This window comes from Pseudomonas sp. B6001 (genome assembly GCF_013386015.1).
In the GTDB taxonomy this organism is placed as follows: Bacteria; Pseudomonadota; Gammaproteobacteria; order Pseudomonadales; family Pseudomonadaceae; genus Aquipseudomonas.
The window spans coordinates 1-19534 of the sequence record NZ_JACAOX010000047.1 but is presented as its reverse complement, the minus strand read 5'-3'; the positions used below and the strand labels follow the sequence as shown (position 1 = coordinate 19534).

At 60.7% G+C, this 19534-nt stretch carries 18 protein-coding genes and 1 pseudogene; 4 read left to right on the top strand and 15 right to left on the bottom strand.

Annotated elements, in window-relative coordinates:
- Positions 1-173: 173 nt before the first annotated feature.
- The 6 genes from HX821_RS30300 to HX821_RS30275 form a co-directional block, all read right to left on the bottom strand.
- On the bottom strand, positions 174-827 hold the full coding sequence (locus HX821_RS30300; protein ID WP_003219744.1) for an HAD family phosphatase: 654 nt from the start codon (positions 825-827) through the stop codon (positions 174-176).
- 29 nt (positions 828-856) lie between these two features.
- Positions 857-1846 carry an ABC transporter ATP-binding protein gene (locus HX821_RS30295; protein ID WP_177023415.1) on the bottom strand — a complete coding sequence of 330 codons (990 nt, stop codon included), beginning with the start codon at positions 1844-1846 and terminating at the stop codon, positions 857-859.
- Positions 1843-2643 carry an ABC transporter permease gene (locus HX821_RS30290; protein ID WP_102369616.1) on the bottom strand — a complete coding sequence of 267 codons (801 nt, stop codon included), beginning with the start codon at positions 2641-2643 and terminating at the stop codon, positions 1843-1845. The genes HX821_RS30295 and HX821_RS30290 overlap by 4 nt, the downstream gene beginning before the upstream one ends.
- Complete coding sequence (locus HX821_RS30285) at positions 2630-3475, bottom strand: ABC transporter permease subunit (protein WP_010166442.1); 846 nt, start codon at positions 3473-3475, stop codon at positions 2630-2632. Before HX821_RS30285 ends, HX821_RS30290 begins: the two co-directional genes overlap by 14 nt.
- Positions 3472-4278, bottom strand: a complete 807-nt coding sequence (locus tag HX821_RS30280; protein WP_177037284.1) for an alkaline phosphatase family protein — start codon at positions 4276-4278, stop codon at positions 3472-3474. The genes HX821_RS30285 and HX821_RS30280 overlap by 4 nt, the downstream gene beginning before the upstream one ends.
- A 220-nt stretch (positions 4279-4498) precedes the next feature.
- Entirely contained in the window at positions 4499-5566 is a 1068-nt protein-coding gene (locus tag HX821_RS30275; RefSeq protein ID WP_177037282.1) for an ABC transporter substrate-binding protein, read from the bottom strand.
- Between the two features lie 351 nt (positions 5567-5917).
- Here HX821_RS30275 and HX821_RS30270 point away from each other — a divergent pair, with 351 nt between their 5' ends.
- Positions 5918-6631: a UTRA domain-containing protein gene (locus HX821_RS30270; RefSeq protein WP_003219754.1), complete on the top strand. Its 714-nt coding sequence runs from the start codon at positions 5918-5920 to the stop codon at positions 6629-6631.
- A 382-nt stretch (positions 6632-7013) separates the two neighbouring features.
- Here the strand turns inward: HX821_RS30270 and HX821_RS30265 are convergent, their stop codons facing one another.
- The 3 genes from HX821_RS30265 to HX821_RS30255 all read right to left on the bottom strand — a co-directional run bounded on the left by HX821_RS30265 (position 7014) and on the right by HX821_RS30255 (position 10820).
- Positions 7014-8360 carry an amidohydrolase gene (locus tag HX821_RS30265; RefSeq protein ID WP_177037280.1) on the bottom strand — a complete coding sequence of 449 codons (1347 nt, stop codon included), beginning with the start codon at positions 8358-8360 and terminating at the stop codon, positions 7014-7016.
- A gap of 51 nt (positions 8361-8411) precedes the next feature.
- Entirely contained in the window at positions 8412-10571 is a 2160-nt protein-coding gene (locus tag HX821_RS30260; RefSeq protein ID WP_003219758.1) for a mechanosensitive ion channel family protein, read from the bottom strand.
- Positions 10572-10643: 72 nt separating this feature from the next.
- Complete coding sequence (locus HX821_RS30255) at positions 10644-10820, bottom strand: hypothetical protein (RefSeq protein ID WP_003219760.1); 177 nt, start codon at positions 10818-10820, stop codon at positions 10644-10646.
- A 176-nt stretch (positions 10821-10996) separates the two neighbouring features.
- Between HX821_RS30255 and yegS the strand changes: the two are divergent.
- A pseudogene (yegS, locus tag HX821_RS30250) lies at positions 10997-11921 on the top strand (lipid kinase YegS); the annotation flags it as partial.
- Here yegS and HX821_RS30245 read toward each other — a convergent pair.
- The 3 genes from HX821_RS30245 to HX821_RS30235 all read right to left on the bottom strand — a co-directional run bounded on the left by HX821_RS30245 (position 11883) and on the right by HX821_RS30235 (position 14195).
- On the bottom strand, positions 11883-12542 hold the full coding sequence (locus HX821_RS30245; protein WP_003219763.1) for a response regulator transcription factor: 660 nt from the start codon (positions 12540-12542) through the stop codon (positions 11883-11885). The pseudogene yegS and the gene HX821_RS30245 sit on opposite strands and share 39 nt — an antisense overlap.
- Complete coding sequence (locus HX821_RS30240) at positions 12539-13432, bottom strand: sensor histidine kinase (protein ID WP_003219766.1); 894 nt, start codon at positions 13430-13432, stop codon at positions 12539-12541. The genes HX821_RS30245 and HX821_RS30240 overlap by 4 nt, the downstream gene beginning before the upstream one ends.
- 319 nt (positions 13433-13751) lie before the next feature.
- On the bottom strand, positions 13752-14195 hold the full coding sequence (locus HX821_RS30235; RefSeq protein WP_003219767.1) for a hypothetical protein: 444 nt from the start codon (positions 14193-14195) through the stop codon (positions 13752-13754).
- A 550-nt stretch (positions 14196-14745) separates the two neighbouring features.
- Between HX821_RS30235 and HX821_RS30230 the strand changes: the two genes are divergently transcribed.
- Positions 14746-15681, top strand: a complete 936-nt coding sequence (locus tag HX821_RS30230; RefSeq protein ID WP_008430676.1) for a chemotaxis protein CheV — start codon at positions 14746-14748, stop codon at positions 15679-15681.
- Between the two features lie 39 nt (positions 15682-15720).
- Entirely contained in the window at positions 15721-16527 is an 807-nt protein-coding gene (locus tag HX821_RS30225; protein ID WP_177037279.1) for an MOSC domain-containing protein, read from the top strand.
- A 64-nt stretch (positions 16528-16591) separates the two neighbouring features.
- Here the strand turns inward: HX821_RS30225 and HX821_RS30220 are convergent, their stop codons facing one another.
- The 3 genes from HX821_RS30220 to HX821_RS30210 form a co-directional block, all read right to left on the bottom strand.
- On the bottom strand, positions 16592-16876 hold the full coding sequence (locus HX821_RS30220; RefSeq protein WP_003226701.1) for a pyrimidine/purine nucleoside phosphorylase: 285 nt from the start codon (positions 16874-16876) through the stop codon (positions 16592-16594).
- A 47-nt stretch (positions 16877-16923) separates the two neighbouring features.
- Positions 16924-17466 (bottom strand): exonuclease domain-containing protein, encoded by a 543-nt coding sequence (locus tag HX821_RS30215; RefSeq protein ID WP_003219774.1) that lies wholly within the window; start codon positions 17464-17466, stop codon positions 16924-16926.
- Between the two features lie 71 nt (positions 17467-17537).
- The gene (locus HX821_RS30210) at positions 17538-19472 is read right to left on the bottom strand and encodes an acetyl/propionyl/methylcrotonyl-CoA carboxylase subunit alpha (RefSeq protein ID WP_177037277.1); all 1935 of its coding nucleotides are present in this window, start codon (positions 19470-19472) and stop codon (positions 17538-17540) included.
- Positions 19473-19534: the final 62 nt, after the last annotated feature.

Genomic DNA, 19534 nt, shown 5'->3' with positions numbered 1-19534 from the left:
CGTGCTGCCGGAGTGAGGGAACGCCGAGCCTAGGCGAGGCGCCGACAGGCGGGGCAGAGCGCTTTGGTTACTTTGCCGCTTTTTTTTGCAAAGTGACTCGCTGTAAGAGCGAAACCATAGGTGGCCGTTACCTAAATAACGGATATGTACCCACCTCAAACCAGCACAAAACGTCACACCCAATGATGAATCGGCCACCCAGCCTTCTCAGCATGCGCCCGCAGCACCGGGTCCGGATTCACCACCTGCGGGTTCTCCACCTTCAGCAACAGCGGCAAATCATTGCGCGAATCCGAGTAGAAGTACGCCCCATCAAGGTGCTCACCTTCCTGCTCCAGCCATTCCATCAGGCGAGTGATCTTGCCTTCGCGGTAAGTCAGTACACCTGTGGTCTTGCCGCTGTACACCCCATGGGCGACGTCCAGCTCAATCCCCAGCACTTCATCAATGCCGATACGCGCCGCAATCGGCTTGACCAAGTGCGTCCCCGACGCCGAGATCACCAAAATCCGGTCACCATTCTTGCGGTGCTGTGCAATGGTACGGGTGGCTTCGCTGTAGATCAGCGGCTCGATAACGTCTTCCACCCACGGCTCTACAAGGTGCTCGATCTCTTCCGGCGTGCGGCCAATCATCGGCTCCAGGCTGAAGTCCATGAAATCCTCCATGGCCAGCTCACCGCGGCTGTAGGCCGCCATCAGTTCGTCGTTCTTGCGCATGAACGACTCGCCATCCACCCAGCCCAGGCGGCCCATCTGCTCGCTCCACAGGGTGGCGCAGTCGCCGTGGATCAGGGTGTCGTCCAGATCAAAAATTACCAATGCCATCTGTCACGCTCTCTCAAATAAATCGTGCGTCAGGCTACTTCACACAACGCACTTGGGTCGATGGAAAGTGCCAATCTCTGACCATCCGGGTGCAGATCGTCAGCCGAGCGGTTAAGCACATCCACCACCAATTCCACGCCCCGGGCTTCGATGCGGTAGCGAATCACGTTGCCCAACAGGCTGTGGCTGCGCACCAACGCATCCAGCTCACCGCTGCGGCTGAGCTCAATGGCCTCCGGGCGAATGGCGATGCGCCCGGTGACCGGGCGCTGCAACAGTTTGCTGGCCTTGTCGGCGTCCAGCAGGTTGTAGTTGCCGATAAAGCCGGCGGCGAACACATCCACCGGCGCGGTGTAGAGGGTCTCGGCATCGCCGCTCTGTACGATCTTGCCCTGGTTCATCAGGAAGATCCGGTCGGACATGGTCAGGGCTTCTTCCTGGTCATGGGTCACGAAGATGGTGGTCAGGCCCAGCTCACGCTGGATCTGGCGAATCTGTTCGCGCAGGTGCTTGCGAATCCGTGCATCGAGGGCCGACAACGGCTCGTCGAGCAACAGCAGGCGCGGGCGCGTCACCAGCGAGCGGGCGAGGGCCACGCGCTGGCACTGGCCGCCGGACATCTGGTGCGGGTAGCGGCCGGCGAGTTCTTTCAGCTCCACCAGTTGCAACACTTCCTGCACGCGTTTGTGACTGTCGTCGGCATTGACCTTCTGCATGCGCAGGCCGAAGGCGACGTTCTGTTCCACGGTCATGTTGGGGAACAGCGCGTAGCTCTGGAACACCATGCCGATATGCCGTTTCTGTGGGCTCAGCGGGACGATGTCCTGGCCATCCAGCAGGATTTTCCCGCTGTCCACCGAGGTCAGGCCGGCGATGCAGCGCAGCAGGGTCGACTTGCCGCAGCCCGACGGGCCAAGCAGGGTGACGAATTCGCCCTTGGCGATTTCGCAGTTGATGTCACTGAATACCGGCGTGCCGGCGTAGCCTTTTTGCAGGTGTTGGACGCTGACGAAGCTCATTGGCTTTTGTCCTTGTTCAAGATGTTGGCGGCCCAGGTCAGCACCAGCACGAAGAAGAAATAGGAGATCACCAGGGCACTGGTGAAGTGGCCGCTGCTGTTACGCATATTGTTGAGGTACACCTGCAGGGTTTCGTAGCGGGTGCCCACCAGGATGTTGGCGAACACGAACTCGCCGAACAGGAACGAGAACGACAGCAGCAATGCCACCATCAAGCCCTTGCGCAGGTTCGGCAGCACCACCAGGAACGCCGCCTGGAAGGTGCTGGCACCGAGCAGTTGGGCGGCGTCCATCAGGTCCCGCAGGTTGATCGCTTGCAGGTTGTTGGTGATCGCCCGATACATGAACGGCAGCGCCACGGTGAAGTAGCAACCGATCAGGATCCATGGCGTACCCACCATCGCAAATGGCCCCGAGCCGTAGAGCTGCAACAGCCCCACCGACGACACCACCGGCGGCACCGCGAAGGGCAGCAGGATCAAAATGTTCATCAGCGCGTCGAGTTTCGGAAAGTGGTAATGCACCACAAACAGCAGCGGCAGGATCAGCACCACCGACAAGATCAGCGCGCCGACGCACACCAGCAGCGACTGGCCGAAGGCATTCAGGAAGCGTGGGTCACTCCACAGCTGGATATACCATTTGAAGGTAAAGCCGGATGGCAGGATGGTCGCCGACCAACTGCTGGCGATGGAGTAGACCAGGGTGCCGAGCAATGGCAGCACCAGGACAGCAAGCAACAGGTACACCACTACGCGATGGTAGAGGGCGGCCGAGCCAGGTTCAGCGCGAGACATGGTAGCTCCTCTTGAGCAGCAGTTGATGGACCACGGTCACCACGGTCATCAGCGCTACCAGCACCACGGCCAGGGCACTGGCCATGTTCGGGTCCAGGGAAATATCGCCGGAGACCATCGCCGCGATGCGGATCGGCAGCACGTTGAAGTTGCCGGTGGTCAGCGCATAGACCGTGGCGTAGGCGCCGAGGGCGTTGGCCAGCAGGATCACGAAGGTGCCCAGCAGCGCCGGGGTCAGCACCGGCAAGCCGATATGCCGCCAGTATTGCCAGCCATCCGCGCCGAGCAACGAAGCGGACTCGCGCCAGTCTTCGCGCAACGCGTCAAAGGCCGGGTAGAGCAGCAGCACGCCGAGGGGAATCTGGAAATAGGTATAAAGGATGATCAACCCGGTCTTGGAATACAGGTTGAAGTCCTGAATGATCCCGGCCTGCTTGAGCATGATGGTGATGCTGCCGTTGAACCCCAGCAGGATGATGAAGGCGAAGGCCAGGGGTACGCCGGAGAAGTTGCTGGTCATGTTGGCGAAGGCGGTCACGAAATTGCGCAGCCGGCCATCCACCCGACGCAGCGAGTAACTGCCCAGCACGGCAATGACGATCCCGAACACACTGGAGTAGAAACTGATCTCCAGGCTGTACTGGATTGCCTGCAGGTAGAATTTCGAATTGGCGATCTTGCTGAAGTTGGCCAGGCCCCAGCCAAACTCTTCCGATTGCAGGCTGCTGACCAGCACCCAGAACAGCGGAGCGATCTCGAACACGATAAAAAACAGCGCGAAGGGCACCAGGCACAAGGCGGCCAGCCATTTGCCGCGGATCACTGAATTCACTTCAACAGCTCCCGGCATACAGGTTTGTCGTGGGGTACACCCAACAGCTCGCAGACGGTGCCGCACAGCTCGGTTTGTTTGGGCGTGGCGTGGGTGTCGAGGCTGAAGGCATCACCCAGCACAAACAGCGGCACTTCCCGTTCTTCCGGCAGCAGGCCGTTGTGGGAGCGGTCGTTGTTCATGCCGTGGTCGGCCGTCACCAGTACCTGGTAACCGGCGTCGAGCCAGCCTTGCAGGTAGTCGGCGAGGATGATGTCGGCCGAGCGCGCGCTGTTGCGGTATTGCGGGGTGTCGAGGCCGTGCTTGTGGCCGGCATCGTCGATGTTCATCGGGTGCACCACCAGGAAATTCGGCGCGTGTTTGAGGCGCAGGCTTTCGGCGTCGGCAAACAGGTGCGAGTCCGGGTAATGGTCATTCCAGTAGAAATGCCCGTGCTGGATCGCCAGGGCCGTGTCGCTGGTATGCCGATCCCGGGCGGCGATAAAGGGCGAGCGGTTATACAACTCGCTGACCCAGTGATACGCCGCCGCCGCCGTGGATAAACCGGCGTCGGTGGCGTAATGGAAAATGCTGCGCTGGTTGGACAGGCGCGAAACGTTGTTGTGGACGATGCCGCTCTGGATCGGCGGGACGCCGGTGAGGATGCATTCGTACAGTGGCCGGGACAGGGCCGGCAGTTCACATTCCAGTTTGTACAATGCTGCGCGTCCTGCGCCGACATAGGCCTGCAAGTGCCCCATGGCGTGTCGGGCAACCTCGTAATTCAGGCCGTCGAGCACGACAAGGATGACGTTGTGCTTCATAGGGGCTGGGGCTCCGCAACAAATAGGCTTGACTCAATTTCCCCTGAGGGAACGCAGTTAAGTGTGGGAGTGGGCTTTTGTGGGAGCGGGCTTGCTCGCGAAGACGGTGGGTCAGTCACACATGTATTGACTGACACTGCGCTTTCGCGAGCAAGCCCGCTCCCACCCAAGCCCGCTCACACATTGGATCTCCAGCGGATCTCCAATGTGGGTTACAGCCTTATTGCATATTGATGATGACTTCTTCCTGCCACTTCTGCGGCAGTGCCTTGGAGGTCTTCTCCCAAGCGTCGGCGTCCTTGATCGGCGTGACTTTCTTGTACTGCTCGTTAGGCAGCAGCTTGGCCTGTACGTCGGCTGGCAAGGTCAGGTGCTCGGCACGGATCGGCCGCGCATTGCCACGCGCCAGGTTGGTCTGGCCGGCGTCGCTGAAGATGTATTCGCGGGTCAGCTTGGCGGCGTTCGGGTGCTTGGCGTATTTGTTGATGATGGTGGTGTAGCCGGAAATCACCGAGCCGTCCGATGGGATCAGCACCACGTAGTCATCCGGGTTGGCCATCTTGGCCTTGTAGCTCAGGCCGTTGAAGTCCCAGACCACGCCCACTTCCACTTCGCCTTTTTCCATGGTGGAGATGGTTGGGTTGGCCAGCGACAGGCGGCCTTGCTTGGCGATTTCGGCGAACATCAGCAGCGCCGGCTGAATGTTCTTCTCGTCGCCACCGTTGGCCAGTGCAGCGGCGAGTACGCCGTTGGCCGCCTGGGCGGCGGTGCTCACGTCGCCGATGGAAACCTTGTATTTGCCGGTCTTCAGGTCAGCCCAGCTTTTCGGAGCTTCGGAGCCGTGCAGGAGTTTTTTGTTGACGATAAAGGCGATGGTGCCGGTGTAGGCCAGGGCCCAGTTACCGTCTTTGTCTTTCGCCCAATCCGGGACTTGTGCCCAGGTGGTCGGTTTGTACGGTTGGGTAACGCCCTGTTTCACCGCGATCGGGCCGAAGGCTGCACCCACGTCGCCGATGTCGGCACTGGCGTTGTCTTTTTCTGCCGCGAACTTGGCGACTTCCTGGGCCGAGCTCATGTCGGTGTCGATGTGCTTGAGGCCATAGATCTTGGCCAGGTCGTCCCAGGTGCCTTTCCAGTTGGCCCAGTCATCGGGCATGCCGACGCTGTTGACGGCGCCTTCCGCTTTCGCGGCGGCTTCGAGCGTTTTCAAATCGGTATCAGCAGCCATGGCGGCGGTGCACATGGCAATGGTCGAGCCTAACAGTGATGCCAGGAAAAGCTGTTTCATCCGAAGCTCCTTTGGGCGTTTTCAACGCTGCGTTTTTATCGACGTTTGCGGTGGTGTTGGTCTAGGTCAGCAATACACGAGCCAATTTAGGCGTGGCGGATGACAGTTTCATGTCGATGTCGTTTTTTGTTGGCCTGGACGGGGGATCACCGGGTAAGCGTAGACCATGCCCAACCGCCCGGAAGCCTTGGACTTGGCCGATGTATTGCAGGTCTTGTGGCAGCACGTCGCGAGGCGCTGTCATCTGTCGGTCATGTGCAATGCCTAGGCTTGCACGCAACAGCAGAGGCGCGTTTAGCGGGCGTTTTGTGCACCTGAATAGTGCTGGTCTAGTCCAGATAGGTAACGTTGATGCGTGATGAGGCAACCAAGGCGGTGACAACCATTGGCCTGGCGCTGCAAGAGCAGATCGACCATGGCTTGTTGGCGCCTGCCAGTAAGCTGCCGGCCGAGCGCAAGCTCAGCGAGTTGTTTGGTACCACCCGGATTACGGTGCGGGAAGCCTTGTTACAACTTGAGGCACAAGGGCAGATTTATCGCGAGGAGCGGCGGGGGTGGTTTGTGTCGCCGCCCAGGCTTGCCTATAACCTGATGCAGCGCAGTCATTTTCACGCGATGGTGAGTGCCCAGGGTCGGGTGCCGTCGACCGAGGTGATTTCGGCGCGGTTGCAGCCGGCTTCGGCGGCGGTGTGTGCGTGGTTGCAGTTGCCGGCGTTGTCCAGCGTGATTCAGATTTGCCGGGGGCGCAGGATTGATGGGCGGTTGGTGTTGTATGTGGAGCACTATCTGAACCCGCAGTATTTTCCGGGGATTCTGGGGTGTGATTTGAATCAGTCGATTACGGAGTTGTATGCGCGGGTGTATGACTTGCACTACGGGCGGGTGCGGTTTGAGATTGTGCCGACGTCATTGCAGGTTGAGGCTGCGGCGGCGTTGAGGGTGTCGGTGGGGAGCCCGGGGTTGCGGATTGCTCGGGTTAATTATGATCAGCATGAGCGGTTGATTGATTGTGATCTGGAGTTTTGGCGGCATGATGCGATTCATGTGGGGGTGGATGTGGTTTGACGTTTTGCCTGTGTGTATCCGTTATTTAGGTCACGGCGGCTTTTGGTTCCGCTCTCACAGCGGCTCACTTTTGAACAGCTGGAATGCCGGCCCAGCCCCAAGTAAGCACAGGGCTTTACCCCGATGACCCGAGTGTTAGAGCAAAAGCAGAGCCGCTTTATGTGGGAGCGGGCTTGCTCGCGAAAAACCTGAGGGCGCCGCGTTGAGTCAGGATACCCACGTCATCGTTAACGACCTTCGCGAGCAAACCCGCTCCCACATTTGGATCGTGTCCGCCTTTGGGTTTGCTGTTGCTTCACCACACTTAAGCCCGAGCGAGGTGCAGAGTGGTGGGGCAAGAGCGGAACCCTAGGCGGCCGTTACCTGAATAACGGATATACCCTCAATCCCCCGCATTGGCATACAAATAATCCGTCGCCAACGAAGCCAGCGTCCGAACCCCAACCACCAACGCCGACTCATCCACAAAGAACCCCGGATTATGATTCGGCGCCGCCTTGCTCATGTCCTGATCCCTCGGCGTCACCCCCAGAAACACAAACAACCCTGGCGCTTCCTTGGCATAAAACGAGAAGTCCTCAGCCCCACCCACCAACGGGGCATTCACTACGTCGCCATTCGCCGCCCAACGCAAACTCGGCAGCATCTTTTCGGTCAGCGCCGGGTTGTTGATGGTCGGGTCGTACTTCTCAATGATCGTCACCTCAGCCTTCGCCCCACCACTCTCGGCAATCTTCTCTACGGTCTGCCGCACATCCGCATGCAGCTTCTGGCGAATGCCATAGTCGTAGGAGCGAATGGTCCCACTCATGTCCACCGACTCGGGAATGATGTTGTACCGCGTCCCTCCGTTGATGGTGCCAATACTCACCACCGCCGGAAACGAAGAAATGTCGGTACGCCGACTGACCACCGTCTGCAGCCCCACAATGGCCTGCGCCCCCACGGTAATCGGATCGATCCCATCCCACGGCCGCCCCGCATGGGTCTGCTTGCCCAGGATCTTGATCCGCAGGTCATCCGAGCTCGCCAGCGTCGGCCCCGGCCGATACGCAATCTGCCCCGCAGGCACCCCGGCCCACACATGCAGCCCAAAAACGGCATCCGGCTTGGGCGATTTCATCAGCCCTTCCTGCACCATCATCTTCGCGCCCCAAGTGTTTTTACCGTCGGGGATAAAGTCGCTCGGGCCTTCTTCAGCCGGCTGGAAATAAAACACCACGGTCCCAGGCAGGCGATCGCGCATACCTGTAAGGATTTTCGCTGTGCTCAGCAGGATGGCGGTGTGGGCGTCGTGGCCGCAGGCGTGCATCACGTCGACTTCTTTATCGAGGTACACACCCTTGGCCTTCGAGGCGAAGGGCAGGCCGGAGACTTCCTTGACCGGCAGCGCATCCATGTCGGCGCGCAAGGCCACGGTCGGGCCGGGCAGGGCGCCCTTGAGGATGGCGACAACGCCCGTGCGCGCCACGCCAGTCTTGACCTCCAGCCCCATCTCCCGCAGTTGCTTGGCCACCAGCTCCGCGGTGCGATGTTCGGTATTGCCCAGTTCAGGATGGGCGTGGATGTCGCGCCGGGTTTCCAGCAAGGCCGGTTCCAGTACTTTGGCCTGGGCGGCGATGGTTTCGCGGGCACTGTCCTGGCCGCTGTTGGCGGCGATGACCGCGCTGCTGGCGACACCGCACAGCAGGCCGAATACCCATTGGTGTGTAAGACCGGTCAAACGCATAAGGACTCTCCATGATTATTGTTGTTGATCCTGACGTCGTCCGGGCAGCGCTTATTCTTTCTCTTGCACGCCTCCCGCCGCTGTCACCACTTGCACGCTCAAGCGTGGGGTGGCCAGGTCCAGCCCGGCTTCATCGAGGTGACGCTTGAGCGACAGGTTGAACGCCCGCGAAACCTCCCACTGCTTGATCGGCGCGGTCTTGAAGCGGGCGCGAAGAATCGCACTGCCGGACTCGAAACTTTCTACACCCTGAATCTCCAGCGGCGACCAGATATTGCGCCGCTGCAACGGGTCGTTGCGCATCTTCTGCCCGACGTCGCGCATCAGCTTGATGGCGTCGTCGATTTCCATGTTGTAGGGAATCGCCACCCGGAAGATCGCGTAGCCGAACTCCCGGGAGTAGTTCTTGATGCTTTTGATTTCACTGAACGGGATCGTATGCACGATGCCGTCGATGTCCCGCAGGCGCACGGTACGGATGGTCAACCCTTCGACCGTCCCCAGGTGGCCGCCGACATCCACGTAGTCATCAATTGCCAGGGAGTCTTCGATAATGATGAACAGGCCGGTGATCAAATCCGCCACCAGCGACTGTGCACCAAAACCGATGGCCAGGCCGATCACACCGGCACCCGCCAGCAGCGGCGTGACGTTCATGCCCATGTTCGCCAGGGCGACGATGGCGGCAATGATGAAGATGGTCACGAACAGCACGTTGCGAATCAACGGCATCATCGTTTGCGCACGCGCGTTGGCCAGGCCTTTGCGCGAGCGGGTGAGGGCGTGGTGGATCGCGGTGTCGCTGAGGATCCAGATCAGCCAGGCAAACAGCAATGTGCCGGCAAGGCCGAACAGCTTGACGCTGATTTCATGCCCGTCGCCTTCGGTAAAACGGATCAGCGACAGGCCCCAGACCCGCAGGCCGAGTTCGATAAACACCAGCCACACCACCAGGTGGGCGAGGGTGTAGACGAAGCTTTTCAGGCGCTCGGAGTACAGCGCATGGCGCTTGTGCCCACGCTGCGGCTTGAGGGAATGGCGGCGCACCAGGCCGTTGATCACCATGCACAGCACCAGCAACACCGTGCACAACAACGACTGGCGCAGGGCGGTGCTGGTGTCGCCGGCGGAGACGAAGGTGGCGAACAGCGAGATGCCCACTAGCAGCAACGCCGGCAGGTACCAGAAGGTGCCGACGATTTCGATGGTGTCACTCAGGGCGCGGCGGGTCAGGCGGCGGGACAGCGGCTGGTTGCGGATCAGGTGCGCAATCGGCCGGCGGAATCGCAGGATGAACACACCGGTGGACAGCGCGGCCATGACATTGGCGATGGTCGCGGCGACATGGGACAGGTGCTGACCCAGGCTCTCGGCCAGGCGCGGGTCGCTGACGGCTTCGCCAAAGGCGGCAAAGCTGCCGATCAGCCATAACGGCCGGAAGGCCTGGTGGCGCAGGATGTACAACGCGCGGTGACGGTGCGGGCCGTCGAGTACGGAAAAGGCGACCACGCAGATCGCCGAGAAGCAGGTGCCCACCACCAGCGCATAGGCCAGCACCATTGCCAGGGATTTGCCGAGGGACGAGGGCAGTGCGTAACTCATGTAGACGGTGATCACCAACGCGATCAGCCACGGGCCGAGCTTGCGCAGGGCAAAGCGCAGCAGGTCCCAGGTCTTGGGGTGTTGCGGCAGTTCTTCGGTCAGGCCGAAACGCTCGCGCACCCGGTGGCTGAGCCAGATCAGGATCGCGGCCAGCAGGCTCCAGAGCATCAGGATCATGGCAAAGGCAAAGATGATCGGCAGCCATTCGCTGGCCGGCAGCATCAGTGCGGTGAGTTCATCCTTGGCCTGGTCAAACTCGTTGGACCAGCGATTGAGCGGGCTGTCGGCACCGGAGAATTGTTGCTCCAGGCTCGACAGCGTACCGCCGATCAGACCGAGTACACCCAGTTCGGCGGCGGGCTGGGCCTTTTGCGTGGTCTCACGAAGCTTTTTCAGGTCGCTCAGCAGCTTGGTGCGCTGCTGGTCGTTTTCCAGGGTCTTGATCACCTCGTCCAGGGACTGGCCCAACGGGACGTCGGCTTGCGGCTGGGTTTTAGTGTTGCTGCCCAGCAGCCCCGGCAGGCTCACGGCGTGGGCAGGCGCCATGGGCAGCAGGGTCAGCAGGCAGAAAAGCAGGCAACAGGGCAGGGCAAACAGACGGGCAAGCACGAGGCGGTCAACCTTAAAAACGACGAATTGACCGAGTGTACGAGGCCGTCATGTGCAATGCGAGTGAGATTGTCATTCGGCGAGTTTGGCGAGGATCTTGTAAACCACGGTGCCGAGGATCAGCAGCATGCCGATCCACATGCCGAACACACCGATGGGTTTGTCGCGGAAGTTGAAGCCGATGGCCAGGAGGATCATGCCGGTCAGGATGGGGATAAGCATGGAGTGGAAGGCGGACATGGTGATCATGGTGCGACGGCCTTGTCGGGTGGGAATAGGTATAAGTCTAGGTCGATTTCGCCAAGTGCGAGTTGATCCGTGTCAGAAACGCTACAAACCCCGGTTAATTTCTACATCCGATGGCTTTTTTTCGATTGGCCACGGTCAACATCCCTCAGGAACCTTAAACCCAGGAGCATTCATCCATGAGCACACCCAAGGCACTGTTGATTCTGCACGGCAAGCAAGCCCTCAACGAAGAGGTGCGGGCGGCAGTGCAGGGCAAGCGCGAGCAGGGCTGGGAGCTGGCCGTACGGGTGACGTGGGAGGGTGGCGATGCCCAGCGGTTTGTCGATCAGGCCCTTGCCGATGGCTACACGCGGCTGATCGCCGGCGGCGGTGACGGCACCCTGCGGGATGTGGCCGAGGCCATGGCCCGGGCCAAGACCGAGGCCAGCCTGGTGCTGATGCCCCTCGGTACCGCCAACGATTTTGCCCGCGCCGCCGGTGTGCCGCTGGAGCCCGAGCAGGCCCTGGACCTGCTGGATGTACCGGCCCGTGCCATCGACCTGGGCGAAGTAGGCGGGCAGATCTTCCTGAATATGGCCACCGGTGGTTTTGGCAGCCAGGTCACTGCCAACACCTCCGAAGACTTGAAGAAAGTCCTCGGTGGCGCGGCGTATCTGTTTACCGGCCTGTCACGCTTCAGCGAGTTGCGCGCGGCCTACGGTGAATTGCAGGGCCCTGACTTTCACTGGCGCGGCGAGCTGCTGGCCCTGGGCATCGGCAACGGGCGCCAGGCCGGTGGTGGCCACGTGCTGTGCCCCGGCGCCCTGGCCGATGATGGTTTGTTGGATATCAGCATCTTGCCGGCGCCGCAGGAAGTGGTCGGCACCCTGCGCAACCTGATGACGGACGGCTGGGGCCTGGACAATATGTTTGTGCGGGCGCGCTTGCCGTGGGTCGAAATCAAGGTCGCCGAAGGGCTGGCGATCAACCTCGACGGCGAACCACTCCAGGGTGACGACTTGCACTTCTCGGCCTTGCCCCAGGCACTGCGGGTGCATCTGCCGGAGGACTCACCGTTGCTGACTAATCGTCAAGGCTGATGATCTGTTCGCGCACTGCGAACAGCACCAGGCCCGCCACGTCGAAAATCTGCAGGCGCTTCATGATCTGCGAGCGGTGGGCTTCCACGGTCTTGATGCTCAGACCCAGGCCATTGGCGATTTCACGGGTGGACTTGCCGCGCACGATCAAGCGCAGGATTTCCAACTGGCGTGCCGTCAGGTTGTGGCTGTGGGGCGGCGGGTTGACCTGGGCCTGATTGCGGATCAGCGCCTGGTTGATCACCGTATGGGCGATTGCCGGGCTGAGGTAGCGTTCGTTGTTGCGCAACGCCAGCAGCGCGTGCTCCAGCTCATTGGCCGTGGTGTCCTTGAGCAGGTAGCCATGGGCGCCGGACTCCAGCGCGCACATGATCAGCTCCGGGTCGGTGTGCATCGACAGGATCAGCACCTTGCTCTTCGGGTAGGCGCGCTTGAGGTCTTTCAATGCATCGAGCCCGCCGGTGTGCTTCATCGACAGGTCAAGCAGCACGATGTCGGGTTGCAGCGCGTCAAACCGCTCCAGCAACTGCGCGCCGTCGCTCGCTTCACCGATCACCGCGTAGCCGGGAATATCCATGACCAGCGCACGCACGCCGGCCCTGATCAGGGAGTGGTCATCCACCAGGAGTAAGTTGCACGTCACTCTAGAACCTTATGGGGGTTGGCCCGTTCGAGGGCGCGGGGCGCCCAGGGGAAAAGCGCTTCGATCCTCGTCCCGGAGCCTGGCTGGCTATTGACCGACAATGTGCCTCCCAGTTGATCAATCCGCTCGGACATCCCGGCCATGCCCCGCTGGCCTTCCTGGGCGGGGTTGATGGCGGGCGAAAAGCCCTGGCCGTCATCGCTGATAAACAGTGACAGGCCTTCGGGCAGGCGTTGCAGGCGTACCAGCAGGTTACGTGCCTGGGCATGGCGCAGCATGTTGGTGACGGCTTCCTGGGTAATGCGAAAGGCGGCAACAGCCATCTCTTCCGGGATGCCGGTCAGCCGTTGATGGCATTCCAGGCTCCAGCTTACCCGGGTGTTTTCCAGGGTCTTGAGCAGATGCGCCCGCAGGCTCGCCTCAAGGCCCAGGCTCGCCAGTTGCCGGGGGTTGAGGATGGCCGACACGTCCTGCACCTTGGCCAGGGTTTCGTTGAGGGTGTTGCACAGCACCGCACAGTGGCCCTGCAGGTTTTCCGGAAGACGGCGCTTGAGCCATTCACTTTGCAGCTTGGCGGCGGTCAACAGTTGGCCGATATCGTCGTGCAGTTCGCGGCTGAGGCGATGACGTTCGTTTTCCTGGACCTGCAACAGGCGGTCGGCCAACTCCTGGGGCTGGAACTTGATGGACTTGCGTGAGCGCCACTGTTGCAAGCCCACCACCAACAGGGTGGCCAGGTTCACTGACAACAGCGCCAGGGGAAGATCGGCCGAGTGTGCATAAGCCCACAGGCTGAGCAGGCACGCGCACAGGCATAGCGCGAGGGTTATCCAGCGTGCATTGCTTCGGGACACGGACCTTGCGATGAGTGACTTCAGGCTGGCGTACATAGGAGGCGCATTTCACGTTTATATGCATCATGAAGTTGAGTCACTTCGAGCGGGGCATGGTACCACCACTATTACCGTTGGTCGCCTGGCGCCGAGCGGGATGAGGCGTATTAATCACGGCAGCGTCCCGGAAGGTAGTCCCGGAGTTCAACGAGTGGGGAAGTTGTATCATTGAAGTTGTTTTGTATCAGTATTGTCGTTAGTGGCTTATTGATATTTTTCTGCTAACGACGTCGTGATGCATAAATAGTTGTGGTGTCGTTTTTAGATAATCAGGCAATTGAATGCGACATTTTTGTCGCTTAAATGCGAAGAAGCCTCAAATAGCGTAAGGCCTGTGTTGTTGCTTATAGCCGAAATCGCTTTGGGGGATGTGTTGGACAACGGTGGCGATCAACACGGTTTGTTCCGTTTCATCCAGGCCGAGCTTGCCGGTTTTTGTATCGATCAACTCCAGTTGCCAGGCCAGCAGGGTGAGGCAGTTGTGCAGTGCATCAAGTGCTTCGTCATGCAGTTGCAGGGGGCTGGCGGCGTTGCTGATCAGGTACTGGATATGCCGTGAGAACTCGCTGATCGCCCTCAGGGCCAGGGCTTCGGATTTTTCCGCGAGCTTGATCAGGTTGGTTTTCATGCAGTCGATCGCGTCACTGTCGTTGCGGATCAAATGCAGGTGGCTCAAGCATTCTTCAGACTTGGCCAGCAACATTTCCGCTTCGAGGAGGAACTCGGGAAGTGCAAGTTGCCACTCTTTGCCGTCGTTCATCACACAAGTCTCCAGAACATACGATCGGATGATGAGATGTTGCACCGGTTGAATGGCGTAAAACTACCGCTGAAATATGACGAATATCTGTAGGCCCGTTCCGGCTTTTCAGTAGGAAATTTATTTGAATGACGACCGTCGTGCGAGTACCCCACAATTTCCAGGGGCATTCGCACAACTTCTTTGGGTGCCAGTACATAAGCCACTGGATGATCCGTTGGCCGTGGGCTTGCGATAGCAAACAAAAGCCTGACTCCATTCATGCAATGAGAATGGCGTCACATTAATGGCTATTAGATATCGCGAATATCAGGTTGGTCCTGATTGTGGATAGGGGAATCCCTTACATAGCGGAACCTCGCGCAGACTTTGCGGTCACGCGGCGGTGGTGATGGGCCTTGCGTTGAAGCGGGTTCAGTAAAGCATGATGTCAGTGTGACATCAATGGATTTGCATGGCATTTTAGTGGGGGGTCAAGGTCCGGCGTTTGCCGCCGATAACCTGCTTCAGTGACCAGCACTATCCATCCGCTAAACCCCAGGAGTCTTTAATGGCCGGCATTCTCGACACGGTAGATCAACGCACACAATTGGTGGGTGAGAATCGCCTGGAGATCCTCATGTTTCGCCTGGCCGGGCGGCAGCTGTTCGCGATCAACGTGTTCAAGGTGCAGGAAGTGCTGCAACTGCCCAAGTTGACCCTGATGCCCCAGCGCCACCCGTTTGTCTGCGGCGTGGTCAACCTGCGTGGGCAGACGTTGCCGGTGATCGACCTGTCCCAGGCGATTGGCATGCGTCCGCTGATTCCGGGCCCCAACAGCACCATTATCGTCACCGAGTACAACCGCTCGGTGCAGGCGTTCCTGGTGGGCGGCGTCGACCGCATCGTCAACATGAACTGGGAGGCGATCCTGCCGCCGCCGGCAAGTGCCGGGCGCCAGCATTACCTGACGGCCATCAGCAAGGTCGATGACCAGTTGGTGGAAATCATCGACGTGGAAAAAGTCCTCGCCGAAATCGTGCCCTACAACGCCAAGGTTTCCCGCGAGAAACTTGAAGACCCGGTGCTGGAACGCGCCCGCGGCCGCGAAGTGCTGCTGGTGGATGACTCCAACGTCGCCCTCTCGCAACTGCGTGACACCCTCGGACAGTTGGGGGTGAAGATGCACATTGCCAGCGACGGCCTCAAGGCACTGAACATGCTCAAGGCCTGGGCCGACAGTGGCCAGGTGATGACCGACAAGCTGTTGATGATCTTCACCGACGCCGAAATGCCCGAGATGGACGGCTACCGCCTGACCACCGAGATTCGCAACGACCCGCGCCTGCGCAGCCTGTACGTGGTGCTGCATACGTCGTTGTCCGGCAGCTTCAACGACTCGATGGTGAAGAAGGTCGGTTGCGACAACTTCCTCTCCAAGTTCCAGCCCGACAAGTTGGTGGACGTGGTACGTCAGCGCCTGATGCTGGACGAAGTCCCGGCTTGAGCTTAGGGTGACGGCTTTGTCCCTCAGGAATGCAGGCCCATGCTTCGTCTCAGCGCGTTGTACCGATACCCCTTGAAGTCCGGCAAGGGTGAATCCTTGCAGCAGATCGGCCTGGACACACTCGGGCTCGACGGGGATCGACGCTGGATGTTGGTGGACGAGGCCAGCGGGCGTTTCCTGACCCAGCGCGCCGTGGCCAGGATGAGCCAGCTTTCGGCACTGTGGAACAGCGCCGGTGGCCTGACCTTGAGCGCCGAGGGCCAACCTGCGCTTGACGTGCCACTACCCGGCAGCGATGCCGAGTTGCGCGGCGTGACCATCTGGCGTGACACCTTGCGCGTGCCGGATGCCGGTGACGAGGCAGGCGCCTGGCTCAGCGAATTCATCGGCAAACCCACGCGGCTGGTGCAAGTGCCGCTGTCCCGTGCGCGCACGACCGAGGCCGGCTACGGCAAGGATGATGACAAGGTCGCGTTTGCCGATGGCTTTCCGTTGCTGCTGATCGGCCAGGCGTCCCTGGATGACCTGTCCCAGCGTATCGGTCGGCCCATGGAGATGCTGCGTTTTCGCCCCAACCTGGTGATCGAGGGCAGCGAAGCCTTGGCCGAAGACGGCTGGAAGCGGATACGGATCGGTGATGTGGAGTTTCGCGTGGTCAAGTCCTGCTCACGCTGCATCCTCACCACCATCGACCCGGCGAGTGGCGAGCGCAGTGCCGACCGCGAACCGCTGGCCACGCTCAAGACCTACCGCGAGCAAGAGGGCGATGTGATGTTCGGGCAGAACCTGGTCAACGATGGGGTGGGCCGCCTGGAAGTCGGCATGCCGGTGACGATCCTGGAGTAAGCAGCCCTGAAATGAAAAATGCCCGTCTCTCGCGAGACGGGCATTTTTTTCGGCTATCGAACGTTTAGCCGCGGTATTCGCACAGGTAGGCGGTGTCGACCGCCACCTTCAGCTGGAACTTGCTGTTGGCTGGCACGTTGAACTGGCTGCCGGCGGCGAAGGTTTCCCAGTCGCTGCTGTCTGGCAGCTTGACGGTCAGTGCGCCCGATACCACGTGCATGATTTCACGCTGGGCAGTGCCGAACTCGTATTCACCCGGGGCCATGACGCCGATGGTCGCCGGACCTTCTGCAGTGCCGAAAGCGATCGACTTGACGGTGCCGTCGAAGTACTCGTTGACTTTAAACATGGGCGAATCCTCGGAAAAGGGTCAAGAAAGGTCGGCCAGTATGCCTTCTACACGGGCAAAATCAACGGCAGCAGCCGTGCGGTATTGCGTGCATCTTCCAGCGCCCGATGCTGTTGGCCGTGGAACTGCATGCCGGCCAGTTGCAGCGCGCCGTTGAGCCCCAGCGGCTTGTCCAGGCGCCGGGCCTTGGCGAAGCGTTGCTTGAGGTTCACGTGGGGCGTCTGGCCCAGCACGCTGCTCAAGCCATGGCGCTGCCACTCCAGTTCCAGTTGCTGGCGGTCGTAGTCACCCCAGCTCGCCCAGCCTTCCAGGCGTGCCTGGTGCTGGCCAAGCCAGCGTTCGAACAGCGGCCACACCTCGATCAACGGCGCGGCAGCGTCGATATTCGCCTGGGTGATGTGGGTCAACTGGCGGCAGAACGGCGTCAGCAGCGGCCTGCGCAATGGCCGCACGAAACGCTGGAAATGGTCCAGTTCACGGCCCTGGCGGTTGACCAGGCTCACACCGATTTCGATGATTTCCATCTCGGTCACGGGCCAGCCGCCTTCATCCGTTGTGGCTTCAAGATCAATAATCAGCCAATGAGGCATCGCAGGTTCCCGTACTCTTCCCGTCCTGATGGGGATAGAGCGTAGCCAAGCCTGCTAGTTCCGCCCAGGGCTTACTCGATCTCCAGCAAAATCTGACGGTTCCTGACCTGATCGCCTGCAACCGCCTGGATTCGCTTGACCACGCCACTCATGCCGGCCTTGAGTGGGTGCTCCATTTTCATCGCTTCCAGCACCAGCAACAGCTGGCCCTTGCTGACCGAATCGCCTTCGCTGACCCGTACTTCGACAATTGCCCCATCCATCGGCGCCTTGACCGTGCCGTTGCTGGCCTCGGCCTGGCGGGTGGCGACGGTTTGGGTTCGATCATTGATGCACACGCCGGGCAACCAGAGCCGGGTGCCTTGCAGGTGGTAGGCAATGCGACGGCGAATGCCGTTGAGAACGGCGGTGGCCCAGCGTCCGTCGGTGGAGAGGTCGCGTATTTCGATGGCGTGCTGATCAATCTCGACTTGCAGGCAATTGTCCGCCAGCACACTGAGGCTGATGGTCCGGGGCTCGTCGTGTTCGGCCAATTGCCAGGTCCAGGGTACGCTGGCGTTGTTGCGCCAGCCGGATAATGGCTGGGTGTGAGCGCTGGCGCTGTGTTGGTAAAACAGCGCGGCGGCCAGGGCCAGCTCTTCGTTGGTCGCGTGGGTACGCGGGATGTCGCTGAAGTGTTCGGCAATAAAGCCGGTGCTGAAATCGCCGGCGATGAAGTGTGGATGCTTGAGCAGGCTGGCCAGCAGGCGCTGGTTGGTGGGCACGCCGAGCAGCACGCAGTCTTCCACGGCCCTGACCAGCTTGCGCCGGGCCTCTTCGCGGGTGGCGCCGTGGGCGATGATCTTGCCCAGCATCGAGTCGTAGAACGGGGTGATGCGCTGGCCTTCCAGCACGCCATGATCGATGCGCACACCTGGTGCCGGTTCCCAGCGCAGTACGTCGCCGGTTTGCGGGAGGAAGCCCTGGGCCGGGTCTTCGGCGTACAGGCGCACTTCCATGGCGTGACCGGTGAGGGTCACTTGTTCCTGACTCAGGGGCAAAGGTTGGCCGGCGGCGATGTGCAGTTGCCAGGCGACGAGGTCGAGGCCGGTGATCAGTTCGGTGACCGGGTGTTCGACCTGCAGGCGGGTGTTCATTTCCAGGAAGTAGAAATTGCCGTCGCGGTCGAGCAGGAACTCCACCGTGCCGGCGCCGACGTAATTGACGGCGCGCGCGGCCTTGAGGGCGGCTTCGCCCATGGCTTGGCGCAGCTCGGGGGTCATGACGGGGCAGGGGGCTTCTTCGATGACTTTTTGATGGCGGCGCTGGACCGAGCAGTCGCGTTCGCCGAGGTAGATCAGGTTGCCGTGGGTGTCGCCGAACAGTTGGATTTCGACGTGGCGGGGGGCGATCAGGGCTTGTTCGAGGATGAGTTCGGCGCTGCCGAAGGCGTTTTGTGCTTCGGAGCGGGCGGTGCGCAGGTGTTCCAGCAGGGCGTCGGGGTTGTGTACCAGGCGCATGCCGCGGCCGCCGCCGCCGGCGCTGGCCTTGATCATCAGTGGGTAGCCGATGTGGGTGGCTTGTTGTTGCAGGGTTGGGTCGTCCTGGTCGGGGCCTTGGTAGCCCTTGATGCAGGGGACGCCGGCGTTGAGCATGGCGATTTTTGAGAGGCGTTTGCTGCCCATCAGGTCGATGGCTTCGGGGCTGGGGCCGATGAAGGTGAGGCCGGCGTTTGCGCAGGCTCGGGCGAAGTCGGGGTTTTCGGAGAGGAAGCCGTAGCCGGGGTGGATGGCGTCGGCGCCGGTACGGTGGGCTGCGTTGAGGATGGCTTCGATGTTCAGGTAGGACTGGGTGACGGGGGCGGGGCCGATGTTGATGGCTTCGTCGGCCATCTGGACGTGCAGGGCGTCGGTGTCGGCTTCGCTATAGATCGCTACGGTGCGGTAGCCCAGGGATTGGGCGGTGCGCTGGATGCGGCAGGCGATTTCGCCACGGTTGGCTATGAGGATTTTGTTGAACATCGGCATGGTGGTGTCCCTTGGCTTGTCGGGTACATATCCGTTTCTTCGGTAACGGCTGCTTATGGTTC